This window comes from Pantoea sp. SO10 (genome assembly GCF_005281435.1).
Lineage (GTDB): Bacteria > Pseudomonadota > Gammaproteobacteria > Enterobacterales > Enterobacteriaceae > Pantoea > Pantoea leporis.
In genome coordinates this window covers 3,622,107-3,638,399 of the sequence record NZ_CP040095.1, presented here as the reverse complement: position 1 = coordinate 3,638,399, position 16,293 = coordinate 3,622,107, and the positions used below count along the sequence as shown (strand labels likewise).

14 protein-coding genes are annotated in these 16,293 nt (G+C 54.0%); 7 read left to right on the top strand and 7 right to left on the bottom strand.

The genetic code is table 11. The features are described 5' to 3' along the window. Positions 1–89 precede the first annotated feature (89 nt). Positions 90–872, bottom strand: coding sequence for an SDR family oxidoreductase (locus tag FCN45_RS16730; protein WP_137386561.1), 783 nt, complete (start codon positions 870–872; stop codon positions 90–92). Positions 873–1,006: 134 nt separating this feature from the next. Here FCN45_RS16730 and FCN45_RS16725 point away from each other — a divergent pair, with 134 nt between their 5' ends. Together FCN45_RS16725 and mug are read left to right on the top strand one after the other, a co-directional pair. Further along, positions 1,007–1,594 carry a TetR/AcrR family transcriptional regulator gene (locus FCN45_RS16725; RefSeq protein ID WP_137386912.1) on the top strand — a complete coding sequence of 196 codons (588 nt, stop codon included), beginning with the start codon at positions 1,007–1,009 and terminating at the stop codon, positions 1,592–1,594. Further along, positions 1,591–2,106 (top strand): G/U mismatch-specific DNA glycosylase, encoded by a 516-nt coding sequence (gene mug, locus FCN45_RS16720; RefSeq protein WP_101762980.1) that lies wholly within the window; start codon positions 1,591–1,593, stop codon positions 2,104–2,106. The genes FCN45_RS16725 and mug overlap by 4 nt, the downstream gene beginning before the upstream one ends. Positions 2,107–2,169: 63 nt before the next feature. On the opposite strand, the gene rpoD is transcribed toward mug, so the two are convergent. The 3 genes from rpoD to rpsU all read right to left on the bottom strand — a co-directional run bounded on the left by rpoD (position 2,170) and on the right by rpsU (position 6,470). Further along, complete coding sequence (rpoD, locus tag FCN45_RS16715) at positions 2,170–4,011, bottom strand: RNA polymerase sigma factor RpoD (protein ID WP_064738465.1); 1,842 nt, start codon at positions 4,009–4,011, stop codon at positions 2,170–2,172. A gap of 379 nt (positions 4,012–4,390) precedes the next feature. Further along, positions 4,391–6,136: a DNA primase gene (gene dnaG, locus FCN45_RS16710; RefSeq protein WP_110867319.1), complete on the bottom strand. Its 1,746-nt coding sequence runs from the start codon at positions 6,134–6,136 to the stop codon at positions 4,391–4,393. A gap of 118 nt (positions 6,137–6,254) precedes the next feature. Further along, positions 6,255–6,470 carry a 30S ribosomal protein S21 gene (gene rpsU / locus FCN45_RS16705; RefSeq protein ID WP_008103436.1) on the bottom strand — a complete coding sequence of 72 codons (216 nt, stop codon included), beginning with the start codon at positions 6,468–6,470 and terminating at the stop codon, positions 6,255–6,257. A 281-nt stretch (positions 6,471–6,751) separates the two neighbouring features. Here rpsU and tsaD point away from each other — a divergent pair, with 281 nt between their 5' ends. Beyond that, positions 6,752–7,765, top strand: a complete 1,014-nt coding sequence (gene tsaD / locus FCN45_RS16700; RefSeq protein ID WP_101762982.1) for a tRNA (adenosine(37)-N6)-threonylcarbamoyltransferase complex transferase subunit TsaD — start codon at positions 6,752–6,754, stop codon at positions 7,763–7,765. A gap of 29 nt (positions 7,766–7,794) precedes the next feature. Here the strand turns inward: tsaD and plsY are convergent, their stop codons facing one another. After that, positions 7,795–8,394 (bottom strand): glycerol-3-phosphate 1-O-acyltransferase PlsY, encoded by a 600-nt coding sequence (gene plsY / locus FCN45_RS16695; RefSeq protein ID WP_061720459.1) that lies wholly within the window; start codon positions 8,392–8,394, stop codon positions 7,795–7,797. Positions 8,395–8,501: 107 nt separating this feature from the next. On the opposite strand from plsY, the gene folB reads away from it, so the two are divergent. Together folB and bacA are read left to right on the top strand one after the other, a co-directional pair. After that, positions 8,502–8,861: a bifunctional dihydroneopterin aldolase/7,8-dihydroneopterin epimerase gene (gene folB, locus FCN45_RS16690; protein WP_101762984.1), complete on the top strand. Its 360-nt coding sequence runs from the start codon at positions 8,502–8,504 to the stop codon at positions 8,859–8,861. Positions 8,862–9,052: 191 nt separating this feature from the next. After that, complete coding sequence (gene bacA, locus FCN45_RS16680) at positions 9,053–9,871, top strand: undecaprenyl-diphosphate phosphatase (protein WP_137386559.1); 819 nt, start codon at positions 9,053–9,055, stop codon at positions 9,869–9,871. Positions 9,872–9,889: 18 nt separating this feature from the next. Here the strand turns inward: bacA and FCN45_RS16675 are convergent, their stop codons facing one another. Together FCN45_RS16675 and FCN45_RS16670 are read right to left on the bottom strand one after the other, a co-directional pair. Then, positions 9,890–11,122 carry a multifunctional CCA addition/repair protein gene (locus tag FCN45_RS16675; protein WP_137386558.1) on the bottom strand — a complete coding sequence of 411 codons (1,233 nt, stop codon included), beginning with the start codon at positions 11,120–11,122 and terminating at the stop codon, positions 9,890–9,892. 142 nt (positions 11,123–11,264) lie between these two features. Next, positions 11,265–11,888, bottom strand: coding sequence for a TIGR04211 family SH3 domain-containing protein (locus tag FCN45_RS16670; RefSeq protein WP_101762988.1), 624 nt, complete (start codon positions 11,886–11,888; stop codon positions 11,265–11,267). A gap of 203 nt (positions 11,889–12,091) precedes the next feature. Between FCN45_RS16670 and FCN45_RS16665 the strand changes: the two genes are divergently transcribed. Together FCN45_RS16665 and glnE are read left to right on the top strand one after the other, a co-directional pair. Continuing rightward, positions 12,092–13,402 (top strand): inorganic triphosphatase, encoded by a 1,311-nt coding sequence (locus FCN45_RS16665; RefSeq protein WP_137386557.1) that lies wholly within the window; start codon positions 12,092–12,094, stop codon positions 13,400–13,402. Between the two features lie 25 nt (positions 13,403–13,427). Continuing rightward, positions 13,428–16,286 carry a bifunctional [glutamate--ammonia ligase]-adenylyl-L-tyrosine phosphorylase/[glutamate--ammonia-ligase] adenylyltransferase gene (gene glnE, locus FCN45_RS16660; protein ID WP_137386556.1) on the top strand — a complete coding sequence of 953 codons (2,859 nt, stop codon included), beginning with the start codon at positions 13,428–13,430 and terminating at the stop codon, positions 16,284–16,286. Positions 16,287–16,293 lie beyond the last annotated feature (7 nt).

Below are 16,293 nucleotides of genomic sequence, written 5' to 3'. Positions count from 1 at the left end.
AAAATTCTATCGTCCCACGCTCTATCGCTTATTAAGCGCCCAATCATCATTGGTTTTTGAGACCAGGCTCATTCGAAAGTTTGCTGATGCTACAAATAGCGTGATGCAGGCTTGTTAAGCGAGATGAACGGCAATATGGCGATGCGTGCCTCTTCATAACTCCGCCAAAGATGCACATCTTCAACGGATGGGATGGTCACCAACTCGCCGGCATCGAGTCCACGTAGCGCAGCCGAGACCAAATCATCCACTTCCATCAGCATCTCTGCGGGAAGTTCGTTAATGGATTTTCCTGCGCGCTCGAAAATCTCAGTGCGCGTTAAGCCTGGCAACACCGCCTGCATACGCACACCGCTTTCGGCTAATTCACGATGCAAATTACGGGTCAGGGAAAGCACATACGCTTTGCTGGCGTTGTACGCGCCATTCGCCGATTCGCTCACTAGCGCTAGCACTGAAGCAATATTCACTATCGTACCATTGCGACGTGCACGAAACGCCTGCGCAGCAGTGTGGGCCAGCTGTGTCAGCGCCACGATATTTAACGTCAGCATTGTTTGAATTTTCGCGATGTCACCGTCGATGAATTCACCTTCAACCGTCATGCCCGCATTGTTTACCAGCAGAGTAATCGCTTTATTTTGCTGGATTTCGTGATCGACTCTTTGCAAATCATCATGGTTGGTGAGATCGGCCGCTAACACGCTGACTTCAACGCCATGTGATTCACGCAAAGATTGCGCCAATAGATTGAGCCTGGCTTCATCGCGCGCCACCAGAATCAAGTTTGTACCGCATGCTGCCAGCTGTTTTGCATAGGTCGCGCCAATTCCGCTTGATGCGCCGGTGATTAAAGCCAGTTGTTGTGACATGGTGTATTCCTCTAAATGATGGTTATCATATTTACGAGGTTTAATATGACGATCATAATATTTATCGTCAAGCTAGAATATGATGGTTGTAATAATTACACTGATTGCCATCAACGATATCGGAGTCAATGAAGATGGAAAAGCTGAGCCATAAAGCGCGTACGCGACAGCGCATTCTGGATGAAGCCGCTGTGGTAATGCGCGAGAACGGCACTGAAAGCATCGGCGTCGCGGCGCTGATGAAGCGCGTGGGCTTAACGCACGGCGGCTTTTATGCCCACTTCGCCTCGCGCGAAGATTTAGTGCAAGCGGTGATCGCTGAGATGTTTGCCGATTCGGCGCGCCGCTTTGCGGATATCACCTCAATTAACGATCCCGCTGAACGACTGAGTCAGTTAATCGATAGCTATTTATCCGAGCATCATTGCAACACGCCGGGTGAAGGCTGTCCGCTGCCTGCGCTGGTGAGTGAAATGGCACATTTACCGGTTGAGGCGCGCACACTATTTTCCCAGCGGCGAGAAGCCATGCGGCAGCGCCTGGCGTTGACGCTACATGAACTTAACCATCCGCATGCGGATGACGCCGCGACCACCATGTTGGCTGAAATGGTTGGCGCGGTGGCAATGGCACGTGCTTGTCCGGACGACGAGGAAGCACGTACGATGCTGGCGAGCAGTCGTCGGTCGGTAAAACAACGCGCCGGACTGGAGATGGCATGAGCGAGCACGATATCCGCGACATTATTGCGCCTGATTTACAGGTACTGTTTTGTGGCATCAATCCGGGCAAATCGTCGGCGCACACCGGATTTCACTTTGCGCATCCCGGTAATCGCTTTTGGAAGGTGATTTACCAGGCCGGCTTTACGCGCGAGTTACTTAAGCCCGAGCAGGAGCAGCGGCTGCTGGAAACTGGCTGTGGCATCACCATGCTGGTGGAGCGTCCAACGGTGCAGGCTAACGAGTTGGACGGCGATGAATTACGCGACGGTGGTTCACGCCTGCAACAAAAGATTCTGCACTATCAGCCGCGTGCGTTGGCGGTGTTGGGCAAGGATGCTTTTCAGAAAGCGTTTCGTCAGCGCAAAGTTGAGTGGGGCGAGCAGCCGCAAACGCTGGGTGAAACGCGTTTGTGGGTGCTGCCTAATCCGAGCGGGTTAAATCGTGCGACGCTGGAAGAGATGGCCGCATCCTATCGCCAACTGCATGATTGGCTGCAGAACAACGCGTGAAAGAGCTATTCTTCAGGCAATAAAAAACCCCGGCAAGCCAGGGTTTTTTCGTCTAGACAACGATTAATCGTCGAGGAAGCTACGCAGTACTTCTGAGCGGCTTGGGTGACGCAGTTTACGCAGCGCCTTGGCTTCGATCTGACGAATACGCTCACGCGTTACATCAAACTGTTTTCCAACCTCTTCCAGCGTGTGGTCGGTGTTCATATCGATACCGAAACGCATACGCAGCACTTTCGCTTCGCGCGCGGTCAGGCCAGCCAACACGTCGTGGGTCGCTGAGCGCAGGCTTTCCGAGGTTGCGGAATCCAGCGGCAGCTCCAGCGTGGTGTCTTCGATAAAATCGCCCAGATGCGAATCTTCATCATCACCAATCGGCGTCTCCATAGAGATCGGCTCTTTAGCGATTTTCAGCACTTTGCGGATCTTATCTTCAGGCATCAGCATACGTTCAGCCAGCTCTTCCGGCGTCGGTTCGCGACCCATCTCCTGCAGCATCTGACGCGAAATACGGTTGAGTTTGTTGATTGTCTCAATCATATGCACCGGAATACGGATGGTGCGCGCCTGGTCAGCGATAGAGCGAGTGATGGCCTGACGGATCCACCATGTGGCGTAAGTTGAGAACTTATAACCACGACGATATTCAAACTTATCAACGGCTTTCATCAGGCCGATGTTGCCTTCCTGAATCAGATCGAGGAACTGCAGACCACGGTTGGTGTATTTCTTGGCGATAGAGATAACCAGACGTAAGTTTGCTTCAACCATCTCTTTCTTCGCACGGCGCGCTTTCGCTTCGCCGATAGACATGCGACGGTTAATGTCCTTCACCTGCTCGATGGTCAAGCCGGTTTCTTCTTCGATCTGCTGCAGTTTGTACAGCGAACGATTCACATCATCTTCAACTTCCAGCAGCTTCTCAGACCATGGTTTGTTCATTGCCAGCGCGGCTTTGAACCAGCTTGGGTTGGTTTCGTTGCCGGTGAACAGCGTGATGAAGTTTTTCTTCGGCATCTTGCACAGTTCAATACACAGCTTCATGATCAGGCGCTCTTGCGTACGCACGCGCTCCATCATTTCACGCATATTGTTTACCAGGTAGTCGAACTGCTTCGGTACCAGGCGGAACTGCTTGAACACTTCAGAGAGATTCTGGATTTCGGCTACGGCGTCAGCATGGCTGCGACCTTTAGCTTTGATGACGGTACGCGTGGTTTCATACTGCGTACGCAGGTCGCCAAACTTCTCGCGAGCCAGTTCTGGATCGATAGAATTATCGTCGTCAGAGCTGTCGTCATCCTCTTCATCTTCTTCTTCATCGTCGTTACGATCTTCCTGAGATAACTCAGAACCCACGTGCGTGGCGGTCGGCGCGATATCTTCTTCCGCGTTAGGATCGATGAAGCCGATGATCAAGTCAGACAGGCGATAGTCGCCCGCTTCAACGCGATCATACTGATCGAGTAGATAGGTGATCGCTTCCGGATATTCGGCTACAGAGCATTGGACCTGGTTGATACCGTCTTCGATGCGCTTAGCGATGTCAATTTCGCCTTCGCGCGTCAGCAGTTCAACGGTACCCATTTCGCGCATGTACATGCGCACCGGGTCGGTGGTACGGCCAATTTCAGATTCAACACTGGATAAAACCTGAGCGGCGGCTTCTGCGGCATCTTCGTCAGTATCGGAGCTGTTTTCATTCAGTATCAGATCATCAGCATCAGGCGCTTCTTCAACAACCTGAATACCCATGTCATTAATCATCTGGATGATGTCTTCGATCTGATCGGAGTCGACGATATCTTCCGGCAGATGGTCATTGACCTCAGCATAGGTCAAATAGCCTTGCTCCTTACCACGGGTGACAAGTAGCTTAAGCTGTGACTGCGGGTTTTGCTCCATAAGACGGTATCCACACTTCTGTTAATTAGATTGGTGTCGGTCGGCGCGAGCCAACTATAACAGTGAAGGCGTTGTGTTTTTGCCGCTGCCTACATCGCGGCCAGGGCTGAAGCCCATCTATAATCGGCACTTAAGCCGCTTGTGTTCTTTCCGAGGCTAACTTACTTGCCATTTTCAGTGCAGGCAGTGCTCGCAATCCTCACGTACTTCAGTACGCTCCGGTTGCTGTGCGCTGGCAGCACTGAAACTGGCTGCGACGTTGACGCCTCTAAATTTGTGCTGTGTGTTTCCGGCTTCGCTTATCGCGTCTATCAATCCGGAAATCACTGAACCAGAATACTGTTTTTAACGTACTTGCGGTTCTGACCCCGTAAAAATCTTATTTTTTCGCTAATGCCTGGCTTAGAGCCCAGAATTCGCGGCGTTCTACGGCGCTTAGGCCTTCCGTTCGCTCGCGTGCGATCAGCGCTTCAAGGCGCTGTTCGAGTGCGGAATCGTAAATGCTCGCCAGTGAATCCTGGAACACTTCTTCCGCCTCTTCATCCACTATCATGTGGTTCCAGGTGGCCAGTGTTTCAAGGGGCTGGCTAAAATTTGTTCCGCGATATAACTCTAGTAGCTGTCCGGTGGTCAGGCCAGGATTCTCTGTACAACGGCTGACTAACTCCACAAATAGCGGTAAACCCGCCATTTTTGACTGCTCCAGTCCATCCAGTGTAGGCACGATGGAGGCAAATTGCGGATTCTGCACTAATAACGCGATCAATACGCGCATGGTGGTGCGCTTCAACGGTGGGGCAGTTGGCAGCACTCCGCTTTCTGCCAGCTTCGGCATCAGCTTGTCTAACTGGTTATCGTCAAGAATCCCGAGTTTATTACCCAAGGTTTGACGCATATAAATGCGCAGCGTTTCACCGGGAATTTGACTAATCAGCGGTAACGCCAAGGTCGCCAGCTTGGTCTTGCCATCGCGTGTACTCAAATCCACTTGCGGCATCAGGCTGTCGAACAAAAATGTGGAGAGCGGTGTCGCCTGCTCCATCCGCGCTTCAAAGGCTGCTTTGCCCTCTTTGCGTACCAGCGTGTCCGGATCCTCGCCATCGGGCAAAAACATAAAGCGTAGCTGACGACCATCATTCATGTAAGGCAATGCGGTTTCGAGCGTACGCCATGCCGCTTCACGTCCGGCGCGATCGCCGTCGTAACAGCAAATCACGGTATCCGTTGAGCGGTAAAGCAGCTGAACGTGTTCAGCGGTGGTCGAAGTGCCCAACGAAGCTACGGCATAATCGATGCCAAACTGCGCCAGCGCCACCACATCCATGTAACCTTCGACAACCAACAAACGCGTGGGTTGCGGATGATTTTTTTGCGCTTCATAAAGTCCGTATAACTGGCGGCCTTTATGGAAAATCGGTGTTTCCGGTGAGTTCAGATACTTCGGCGTATCGTTGCCCAGCACGCGGCCACCAAAACCAATCACGCGGCCACGCTTATCACGAATAGGGAACATCACACGATCGCGGAAGCGATCGTAGGTGCGGCCAGAGTCATTGCTGACCAACATGCCCGCTTCCATCAGTGATTCGCGATCGTCTTTCTGCTGCCCAAAGCGCTTCAGAGCATTATCCCAACCCGCAGGCGCATAGCCGATAGCGAAGTGATCGATCACTTCCTGACTAAGACCGCGCGTGGCGAGATAGTTCTGTGCAGATTGCGCTTGTGGATTACGCAGGCTCTGTTGATAGAAGCCGTTCAGGCCATCCAGCAACTGATAAAGACTTTGACGTTGATGGCGCTCCATCTGGCTAGGACCGTTGCCCGCTTCATACGGCACTTCTAAGCCATGAAGCGTGGCGAGCTCCTCAACGCTCTCAACAAATTCCAGACGATCGTGATTCATCAGGAAGTCGATGGCGTTGCCTTTGGCGCCACAGCCGAAGCAGTAATAGAACTGCTTCTCACCGCTTACGGTGAAAGAGGGGGTTTTCTCGTTATGAAAAGGACAGCACGCGTGATAGTTCTTACCCTGCTTTTTCAGCTTAACGCGGGCATCGATAATATCCACGATGTCCGTGCGGGCAAGTAAGTCGTTGATAAATATGCGTGGAATTCGTCCAGCCATAAGCCCCGATTTTTCAGCTCATAAACGACAACAAGCCGCGCTTCCTTTCGGAAAGCACGGCCTTTTACTTGACTCTGTCTGCGTTTATCACGCGGCGGAAGCAAGCTTCCGCAAGAAATTAGTACAGACGAGTGCGGCGTGCGTTTTCGCGAGCCAGTTTCTTGGCATGACGCTTAACTGCAGATGCTTTAGCGCGCTTACGCTCAGTGGTAGGCTTCTCGTAGAACTCACGGCTACGAACTTCTGCCAAAACACCTGCTTTCTCGCATGAACGCTTAAAGCGACGCAGTGCTACGTCGAACGGCTCGTTTTCACGTACTTTAATTACCGGCATGTAACTCTTACCTCGATAAAATTCGGTTTTTGCTGCTGACTGCGGCGCCAGCACATTTCAAAATGGTGCAGCATTTTACTCCAGCCGCGGCCGACTTGTAAAGCACCATGTATAATTTAGAACCAACAGGGGCATATGCCATCGCGGCTGCCGGTTTTTTCAGGCCGTGGAGTATAGCGCACTCTTTGTGCGACAGAAAAACACTTTTTCAGGGGCAAAGTCTCTGGCGTGAGAATTGCCTGTGTTACACTGCGCGCCGCACGAAGAGGGTGATAAAAGCTATGCGAGTTCTGGGTATTGAAACGTCCTGCGATGAAACCGGCATCGCGATTTACGACGATGCGTCCGGTCTGCTGGCAAATCAACTATATAGCCAGGTGAAACTGCATGCCGATTACGGCGGCGTGGTGCCGGAACTGGCATCGCGTGACCACGTCCGTAAAACCGTGCCGCTGATTCAGGCGGCACTGAAAGAAGCGGGCCTTGAGCCACAACAGATTGACGGCGTCGCCTACACCGCCGGGCCCGGATTGGTGGGGGCGCTGCTGGTTGGCGCCACCATTGGCCGAGCGTTGGCATTCGCCTGGAATGTGCCGGCGGTGCCGGTGCATCATATGGAAGGGCATCTTCTGGCGCCGATGCTGGAAGAGAATCCGCCGGAATTCCCGTTTGTCGCGCTGCTGGTTTCCGGCGGGCATACGCAATTGATCAGCGTGACCGGCATTGGTGAATACACCTTATTGGGCGAATCGATTGACGATGCGGCTGGCGAAGCGTTCGATAAAACCGCCAAGCTGCTGGGGCTGGATTATCCCGGCGGACCGATGCTGTCGCGTATGGCGCAGCAAGGCACGCCAAACCGTTTCCGCTTCCCGCGGCCAATGACCGATCGTCCGGGGCTGGATTTCAGCTTCTCCGGCCTGAAAACCTTTGCGGCGAATACCATTCGCGAGCATCAGGGCGACGAGCAAGCTCGCGCGGATATTGCTCGCGCATTTGAAGATGCGGTGGTTGATACCTTAATGATTAAGTGCAAACGCGCGCTTGAGCAAACTGGCTTTAAACGTTTGGTGATTGCGGGTGGCGTCAGCGCGAACCGCACGCTGCGTGAGCGCATGGCCGAGATGATGCAAAAGCGTGGCGGCGAGGTGTTTTACGCACGCCCTGAGTTTTGCACCGATAACGGCGCGATGATTGCTTACGCGGGCATGGTGCGCCTCAAAGGCGGCACCAGCGGTGGACTCAGCGTCAGCGTGCGGCCGCGCTGGCCGCTGGCAGAATTGCCCGCCATCTAAAATAAAAAACCGGCCTTGCGCCGGTTTTTTTATTTCTTCTTTTTCCGCTTCCAGATCTTATTTTCCTGGCCGCGCCACAGGCGCTGGATGTTGTCGTGGTGCCGCAACAGAATCAGACACGAGAGCATCGAAACGGGGAAAGTGAATTGCGGTTTGAACCACCACACGTAAAAGGGTGCGATCAGCGCGCTGACAATCGCGCCAAGTGACGAATAGCCGCTTAGCAGCACCGTCAGCAGCCAGGTGCCGGTCATCAATCCCGTCAAATCCCAGCCAATCGGCGCAATCGCACCAAAGGCCGTCGCCACGCCTTTACCGCCGCGAAAACGAAAGAACACCGGATAGATGTGGCCCAGACAGGCGGCAATCGCCGTGAGGCCAAGATAGAGCGGGGCAACGTGCAGCAGATAAGCAATCCACACCGGCAGCATGCCTTTTGCCACGTCAAAAATCAGCACCGCCGCAGCGGCGGCTTTGCCACCAATGCGCAAAACGTTGGTCGCGCCAGGATTGCCTGAGCCTTGCGAGCGCGGATCGGGTAAACCAGCCAGTTTACAGACCAGTATCGCACTGGAAATCGAGCCGCAAAGATACGCGAAAATAATCATACCAAGCGCGATAGCACTCATAGCGTCGTACCGTTCCTTTTGGGTCGTTTTGTTCTCGATAAGCGTGGATAATACGCATAATCCGCCGGAAGTGGTATCCGGCTTAGCCAAAAACAGAGACTGACATCATGGATATCGTATTTATCGAGCAGCTTACCGTGTTCACAACTATTGGCGTTTACGACTGGGAACAAGGCATGCAGCAGAAGCTGGTGCTCGATGTCGAAATGGCGTGGGACAACCGTCACGCCGCCGCCAGCGACGATGTGAATGATTGCCTGAGCTACGCCGATGTCACGGAAGTGATCCTCAATCATCTGCAAGGCCAGCGTTTTGCCCTGGTCGAAAGGGTAGCAGAAGAAATCGCCGATCTGTTGATGAATCGTTTCAAAACCCCTGGAGTACGCATAAAGGTAGGCAAACCGGGCGCTGTAGCGCAGGCGGCCAGCGTTGGCGTACGTATTGAGCGCGGGACTATTCCGAAATAAATCTTCCGTGATTGCCATCACAATGAAACCAAACCAAATTATGGTGTGTCTCACTTGAGGCCGTTGCGCTAACCAGCAGGAAGTGACCGAATTTCTTAAGGTTTCCTTCAGCGTGACGCAGGCATAATTTCAGGCGGTAGCCCTTTGCGACCGCCTTTTTACTGTTTAAAACGGATAGAGGAAATATTTTGATGGCAGACATTCACCAGCTTTGGGTAGCTGCAATCCTGGGGGTTGTAGAAGGCCTCACGGAATTCCTGCCGGTCTCTTCCACGGGCCACATGATTATTGTTGGCCATCTGTTGGGTTTTGAAGGCCAGACCGCTGAAACCTTCGAAGTGGTGATTCAGCTCGGTTCGATTCTGGCTGTGGTTGTGATGTTCTGGCGCCGCCTGTTTGGTTTGATCGGCATTCACTTCGGTGAGGTCAAACATGAAGGCGTGGGTACGGGCAAATTAACCCTGATTCATATTCTGTTGGGTATGGTGCCTGCGGTGGTGATTGGTTTGCTGCTGCACGACCAAATCAAAACGCTGTTTAACCCGATCAACGTGATGTATGCGCTGGTGGTCGGCGGTGTGCTGCTGCTGGTGGCGGAATACTTCAAGCCGAAGCAGCCGAAAGCGGTTGGCGTTGACGATATCACCTACCGTCAGGCATTTATGATTGGCTGCTTCCAGTGTCTGGCGCTGTGGCCAGGTTTCTCGCGCTCAGGTGCGACGATTTCTGGCGGTATGCTGATGGGCGTGAGCCGTTATGCGGCGTCAGAGTTCTCGTTCATTCTGGCGGTGCCGATGATGATTGGCGCCACCGGACTGGATCTCTACAAGAGCCTCGGCTTCCTGACGATGCAGGATTTACCAATGTTTGCCGTCGGTTTTGTAACGGCTTTCGTCGTGGCGCTGCTGGCGATCAAGGTGTTCCTTGAGCTGATCAAGCGTATCTCGTTCGTCTCTTTCGCTATCTACCGCTTCATTGTTGCGGCCGTGGTTTACGCCATCTTTATGTAAGTTGCCCCGCGCGGCTGGTTACACTGGCCGCGCGTTAATCAATTGCGCCTGCAGCACCGCCACACGCCGACGCGTCAACTCTTCCCGCACTTCCGCCCCTTTAAAACCTGCTGCCACCACATCTTTGGTTGGCACCGCTTGCGCCAGCGCAAACGCCTGACGCAAATAGTCGCCTGGCGGATAAGTCATGCTTTCCAGACCCGCACGCCCGCGCGCATCCGCTTCGCTGGTCAGCGCCATCTTCTCCACGCGATCGGGCTTGCGCCAGGCATCAATTCGATCAAAAAGCGCGATTAACGCGTCAGCTGGCTGGCGCTCAATGGTGTGCACCACGTCATGGAATTCGGTCACCACTAACGCCAAATCACGCACCTGATTCGGCACGCGCAGGCGCTGGCACAGCGCTTCAACAATCGGCACGCCCGCGAGGCCATGACCATGATGGCTCGGCCATTTTTCTGCTGGCGTCAGCGCCTTACCGACATCGTGGAACAGCGTAGCGAAACGCACATCAAGCTGATCCGAGAGCGCAGCGGACATCGCCAGCGTCATCAGCGCATGGATGCCGGTATCAATCTCGGGATGCCATTTGATCGGGGCCGGAATGCCATAAAGATTATCGATTTCCGGGAACAGCACCTGCAGCGCGCCGCAATCACGTAATACCTGGAAATAGACCTGTGGATTGCGCGTCAGCAACGCTTTTTCCGTCTCTTTCCACACTCGTTCTGCGGTGAGATGCGCCAGTTCGCCGCTGACCGCCATTTCGCGCATCAGCGCCTGGGTTTCATCAGCAATCCGGAAATTCAGATGGGCAAAGCGGGCGGCGAAACGCGCCACGCGCAGTACACGCAGCGGATCTTCGTTAAAGGCGGCGGAAACATGGCGCAGCTGGCGTTTCGCCAGGTCGCGCTGGCCGCCATATGGATCAATCAGCTCGCCGCTGTCGCTTTGAGCGATGGCATTGATGGTGAGATCGCGGCGCTGCAAATCTTGCTCGAGCGTGACATCCGGCGCGAACTGCGTCACAAAGCCGGTGTAACCGTTGCCGCTTTTGCGTTCCGTACGCGCCAGCGCATACTCTTCACGGCTTCGCGGATGCAAAAAAACCGGAAAATCCCGGCCAACCTGCTGATAACCTTCCGCCAGCATCGCATCTGGCGTCGCGCCTACAACAACCCAATCTCTATCTTTTACCGGCAAACGCAGTAAGGCATCGCGCACTGCGCCACCGACCAGAAACGTCTTCACTCAACCACTCCAGAGGCAGATCAAAAATTGCGTGCTGAACACGCTTGTTACTTTATTGTTGCATACTTTGGCTAAATATCGGGCACGCCAAAAGGGGCATCTTACGATCCCCTTAAATAAAAGAACAAATCTGCGTGGCGCGTTAGTTCATCCAGCGATCGTTTTTCTTACGACGCGGCACCATATGCGGCAGCAACAGACCCAACAGCAGACCAACGCCCAGCACGCCGCCGCCATACATAAACCATTGCATGATGATGGTGCGCTGCTTGTCATCCAGTTGCACATTGGCGGCGCTGACTTTCTTCTGCGCGACAATCAGCTCATTTTTCAGCTTCTGATTCTCCGCTTTCAGGCCATCAATGGTGCCGTCGCTGTTGGCGACTTTGTTCTGCATCTCAGAAGTGCGCTGATTCCAGCTGTTGTCAATATTCGCTAGCTTGGCCGTCAGATCTTTAACCTGCTGCTCCAGCTGTGGTACGCGAGTACGCAGGCTAGGACTGGCGCTCAGTTGCGACAGTGGAATCCAGTTAGTTTTGCCTTCTGCATCACGAATCTGACCATATTGAGAGTCGTTATTGGTCTGCAGCAAGGTCACTTCCTCTCCGGCGTTCAGCTTACCGATCAGGCGATATTGATCGCCCGGACCGCTGCGCACCCAAGTGGATAATTCATCGGAGATGTAGCGTTTTTCGTCAGCAGCATGAGCAGGTGTGATGGCGCTGAAAGCCAGCAAAGAAAGGGCAGCAAGTGTGATTTTTTTCATTCGATGTCGTTTTTTCTTAATGGCGTAAAATTACCGGCACAGTCTGGAGACGCTTCTCAAAAATCTGAATGAGAACTATCCTGGTCTCAATCCGGTGCGAAAAGGGTCGTAAAAGCACAAGAAAGCGGAGACAGCGGGCTTCCGGTGCATTACTCTTCGCCAGATTAAACTCGTAAGTGCCAGCAGCGTATTGAATAAAAATTATGACCATCGAAATCGAATTAAAGTTCATTGCTACACCGCAAGCCGCCGAAAAACTGGCGGAAAAGCTTGCCGCGTGGCCACATCAGCACTTCGCCGCGCGCGAGCTGACCAATATCTATTATGAAACCGACGACAACCAACTGCGTCGCTGGGACATGGGCCTGCGCATTCGTGGCGTTGATCAACGCTATGAAATGACGCTGAAAGCGGCCGGTAAAACCGTTGGCGGTCTGCATCAGCGTCCGGAATACAATGTTGATCTCACGGAGCCGCAGCTGGATATCGCGCGCCTGCCAGCCGAGATTTGGCCGCAGGGCACCGATATTGCTGCACTGCAATCGCGCCTGCAGCCGCTGTTCAGCACTCATTTCCAGCGCGAAGCCTGGCTGGTGCAATTTGGCGACAGCGAAATTGAAGTGGCGTTTGACCGCGGCGAAGTCGCTGCCGGTGAATTCAGCGAACCGCTTTATGAAGTCGAGCTGGAGCTCAAAAGTGGTCAACGCGATGACATGCTGAAGTTCGCTGAAGCGCTGATTACGATGGGCGGATTACGTCTCGGCAGCCTGAGCAAAGCCGCGCGCGGCTATCAGTTGGCCCAAGGTAACTTACCGCGCCCCATCCGTACGTTGCCACTGCAGAAAATCGCCGCGAAAGCGTCGGTTGAGCAGGGCATGATCAACGCAATGACTGCGGCACTGAATCATTGGCAATATCACGAAGAAGTGTGGCTGCGTGGTAATAAAGATGCCAAAGCAGCGGTAATTGATGCGCTGGAAACGCTGCGTCAGGCGTTCTCACTGTTTGGTGCGTTGGTGCCACGCAAAGCCAGCAGCGATCTGCGCCAGAAATTAACCCGTCAGGAAGAGTTGCTGGCCGATGATGAGAACAATGCTGAAGCTACCTGCTTTTCGTTAACCTCGGTTGAAGCTCAGTTAGCACTTACTCACTGGCTGGTTGAGTCGCAGTGGCAAAAATGGCTCGACGACAAGAGCAAAAGCAAGCTGCAGGGATCGTTCAAGCGCTTCAGCGATATTATGCTAAGTCGTATTGCCGCCGATCTCAGAGAAACATTCGTTGATGTTCAACTGTTCAATGAGTTCCAGGATAAAGCCACGCGCCTGAATCGCCAGCTGTTGGCGGTGAACCTGCTGGCGGGTGCTTATCCGGCCGAAGAGGTGAATGTTTGGCTGGACGGTTGGCTGGAGTTACAGCATGCGATTCGAGAGAAGCAGGAGCGTGGCTTAATGCATCTGGTTAACCTGGCCGTGCGCCCCGCACCTTTCTGGCTCAATAGCGGAATCAAACGCTAACGAAAAATCCAATCAGGGAGAGAAGATGTTGTTACCGTTACCGGCGCTCATGCAGGCGCAGTTGGCTAATGTGGCAGAGCGACTTAATTTGCCATCCTCAGCGTTCACGCCAGAACAGGCGGGCGCGCTGACCTTTAGTGACTTTATCCTCGATAACCTGCAGCAGCATCCCGAATGGTGGCAGCATCTGCAACAGCAAGCGCCTGCGCCAGATGAGTGGCAGCACTATGCCCGCTGGCTAAATGACGTGCTGCACTCGGTTGAAAATGAAACCTCCCTGATGCGTGAACTGCGTTTGTTCCGTCGTCATATGCTGGTACGCATCGCCTGGATGCATGCGCTGCAACACGCCACTACCGAACAAAGTTTGCAGCAACTTAGCACGCTGGCGGAAATCCTCATCGCTGCCGCGCGCGACTGGGTTTGGCAGGATTGCAGCCGCGACTTTGGTACGCCATGCAATGAAGCGGGTGAAGCCCAGCCGATGCTGATTCTCGGCATGGGTAAACTCGGCGGCTGTGAACTCAACTTCTCTTCTGATATCGATCTGATTTTTGCCTGGCCGGAAAACGGCGTAACCCAAGGTGGACGGCGCGAGCTCGACAATGCGCAATTCTTCACGCGCATTGGGCAGCGGCTGATCAAAGTGCTCGATCAACCAACGGTGGATGGATTTGTCTATCGCGTGGACATGCGCCTGCGTCCGTTTGGTGATAGCGGTCCGCTGGTGCTGAGTTTCGCGGCACTGGAAGATTATTATCAGGAGCAGGGCCGCGACTGGGAACGCTATGCAATGGTCAAAGCCCGGCTGATGGGCGACGATCACGGCCACTGGAGCCAGGAATTGCAGCAAATGCTGCGGCCGTTCGTCTATCGCCGCTATATCGATTTCAGCGTAATTCAATCGCTGCGTAACATGAAGGGCATGATTGCGCGCGAGGTGCGTCGACGCGGCTTGAAAGACAACATTAAGCTCGGCGCAGGCGGCATTCGTGAAACGGAATTCATTGTGCAGGTGTTCCAGCTGATTCGCGGCGGACGTGAGCGCTCACTACAACTGCGCTCCTTGCTCCCTACGCTCAAAGCGATTGGTGAGCTGGCTTTGTTAAGTCAGAAACAGGTCGATCATCTACGTGAAGCCTATTTGTTCCTGCGTCGGCTGGAAAACCTGCTGCAAAGCATTAATGACGAGCAAACGCAAACGCTGCCAGAGAACGAACTCGACCGCCAGCGCTTAGCCTGGGCGATGGGTGCGGCAGACTGGAACGCACTGATGGCGCAGCTTGAGCTGCAAATGGCCGGTGTGCGCGCCATCTTTGACGAGCTGATTGGCGACGATGCACCGGATGTCGACGATCAGCCGCAGTTGGCTGAGTTTGCCGGGCTGTGGCAGGACGCGCTGGAAGAGAGCGATCTCATCCCGGTAGTACCGCAATTGGACGATGCGCAGCGTCACGCGCTTTACAACGCGTTGAACAACTTCCGCCAGGATGTGAGCCGCCGTACTATTGGTCCGCGCGGTCGTCTGGCGCTCGACCAGTTGATGCCGCGTCTGCTCAGGGAAGTTTGTCCGCGCGAAGATGCCGATGTATTGCTGAATCGTCTAACGCCGTTGTTGCTGGGCGTGCTGACGCGCAGCACTTATCTGGAATTACTCACCGAATATCATGGCGCGCTGCGTCATCTGATTCGTCTGTGTGCCGCGTCACCAATGGTTGCCAGCCAATTGGCGCGCTATCCGCTGCTGCTGGATGAGTTACTCGATCCCGCAACGCTGTATCAACCTACCGCAACCGACGCTTACCGCGACGAACTGCGCCAATATCTGCTGCGTATTCCCACCGATGACGAAGAGCAGCAGTTGGAAGCATTGCGCCAGTTTAAACAGGCGCAGCATCTGCGCATCGCCGCTGCCGATATTGCTGAAACGCTACCCGTAATGAAAGTGAGCGATCACTTAACTTGGCTGGCAGAAGCGATTATTGAATCCGTGGTGCAGCAAGCCTGGCAGATGATGGTGCAGCGATATGGTCGTCCATCGCATTTGACTAGCGACAGTGAGCGCGGTTTTGCGGTTGTCGGTTATGGCAAGCTGGGTGGTTGGGAGCTGGGTTACAGCTCTGACCTTGATTTGGTGTTCCTGCATGATTGTCCGGATGATGCGGAAACCGATGGCGAGCGTGTCATTGATGGTCGCCAGTTCTATCTGCGCCTGGCGCAGCGTGTAATGCATCTGTTTAGCACGCGCACGTCGTCCGGCATTTTGTATGAAGTGGATGCGCGTCTGCGTCCTTCTGGCGCGGCGGGCATGCTGGTCAGTACTTTTTCCGCTTTCAACGAATACCAGCGCAGCGAAGCATGGACCTGGGAACATCAGGCGCTGGTGCGCGCGCGCATCGTGTTTGGCGAACCTGCGCTCTGTGAACGCTTTGATGAAATCCGCCGTAACGTTCTTTGCCTGCCGCGAGACGTTGAGACGTTGCAAAAAGAAGTGCGTGAAATGCGCGAAAAAATGCGGGCGCATCTCAGCAACAAACATAAAGGTCGCTGGGAAATTAAGACCGATGAGGGCGGGATCACCGACATTGAATTCATCGCGCAATACCTTGTCTTAAGCTACGCGGCCGATCAGCCAGCGTTGACGCGTTGGTCGGATAATGTCCGTATTTTCGAATTGATGGCGCGTCATGGCATTATGCCGGATGAAGAGGCGCAGGCTTTAACGCATGCGTACGTTACGCTGCGTGATGCACTGCACCATCTGGCATTGCAGGAATTACCGGGCCATGTGGCGCCTGAAGCCTTTGTCGCTGAACGCACGGTGGTCAACAACAGTTGGCAGCGTTGGTTAAGCGGTACCCAATCTGACAGCGCGGAACGGTGAGCCTGAT

Bases quoted from the DNA above. Each gene is read 5' to 3' on its own strand.
- mug (WP_101762980.1), top strand. From the start codon at position 1,591: ATGAGCGAGCACGATATCCGCGACATTATTGCGCCTGATTTACAGGTA.
- FCN45_RS16670 (WP_101762988.1), bottom strand. From the start codon at position 11,888: ATGAAAAAAATCACACTTGCTGCCCTTTCTTTGCTGGCTTTCAGCGCC.
- folB (WP_101762984.1), top strand. From the start codon at position 8,502: ATGGATATCGTATTTATCGAGCAGCTTACCGTGTTCACAACTATTGGC.
- FCN45_RS16725 (WP_137386912.1), top strand. From the start codon at position 1,007: ATGGAAAAGCTGAGCCATAAAGCGCGTACGCGACAGCGCATTCTGGAT.
- bacA (WP_137386559.1), top strand. From the start codon at position 9,053: ATGGCAGACATTCACCAGCTTTGGGTAGCTGCAATCCTGGGGGTTGTA.
- FCN45_RS16665 (WP_137386557.1), top strand. From the start codon at position 12,092: ATGACCATCGAAATCGAATTAAAGTTCATTGCTACACCGCAAGCCGCC.
- FCN45_RS16730 (WP_137386561.1), bottom strand. From the start codon at position 872: ATGTCACAACAACTGGCTTTAATCACCGGCGCATCAAGCGGAATTGGC.
- rpoD (WP_064738465.1), bottom strand. From the start codon at position 4,011: ATGGAGCAAAACCCGCAGTCACAGCTTAAGCTACTTGTCACCCGTGGT.
- tsaD (WP_101762982.1), top strand. From the start codon at position 6,752: ATGCGAGTTCTGGGTATTGAAACGTCCTGCGATGAAACCGGCATCGCG.
- plsY (WP_061720459.1), bottom strand. From the start codon at position 8,394: ATGAGTGCTATCGCGCTTGGTATGATTATTTTCGCGTATCTTTGCGGC.
- glnE (WP_137386556.1), top strand. From the start codon at position 13,428: ATGTTGTTACCGTTACCGGCGCTCATGCAGGCGCAGTTGGCTAATGTG.
- rpsU (WP_008103436.1), bottom strand. From the start codon at position 6,470: ATGCCGGTAATTAAAGTACGTGAAAACGAGCCGTTCGACGTAGCACTG.
- dnaG (WP_110867319.1), bottom strand. From the start codon at position 6,136: ATGGCTGGACGAATTCCACGCATATTTATCAACGACTTACTTGCCCGC.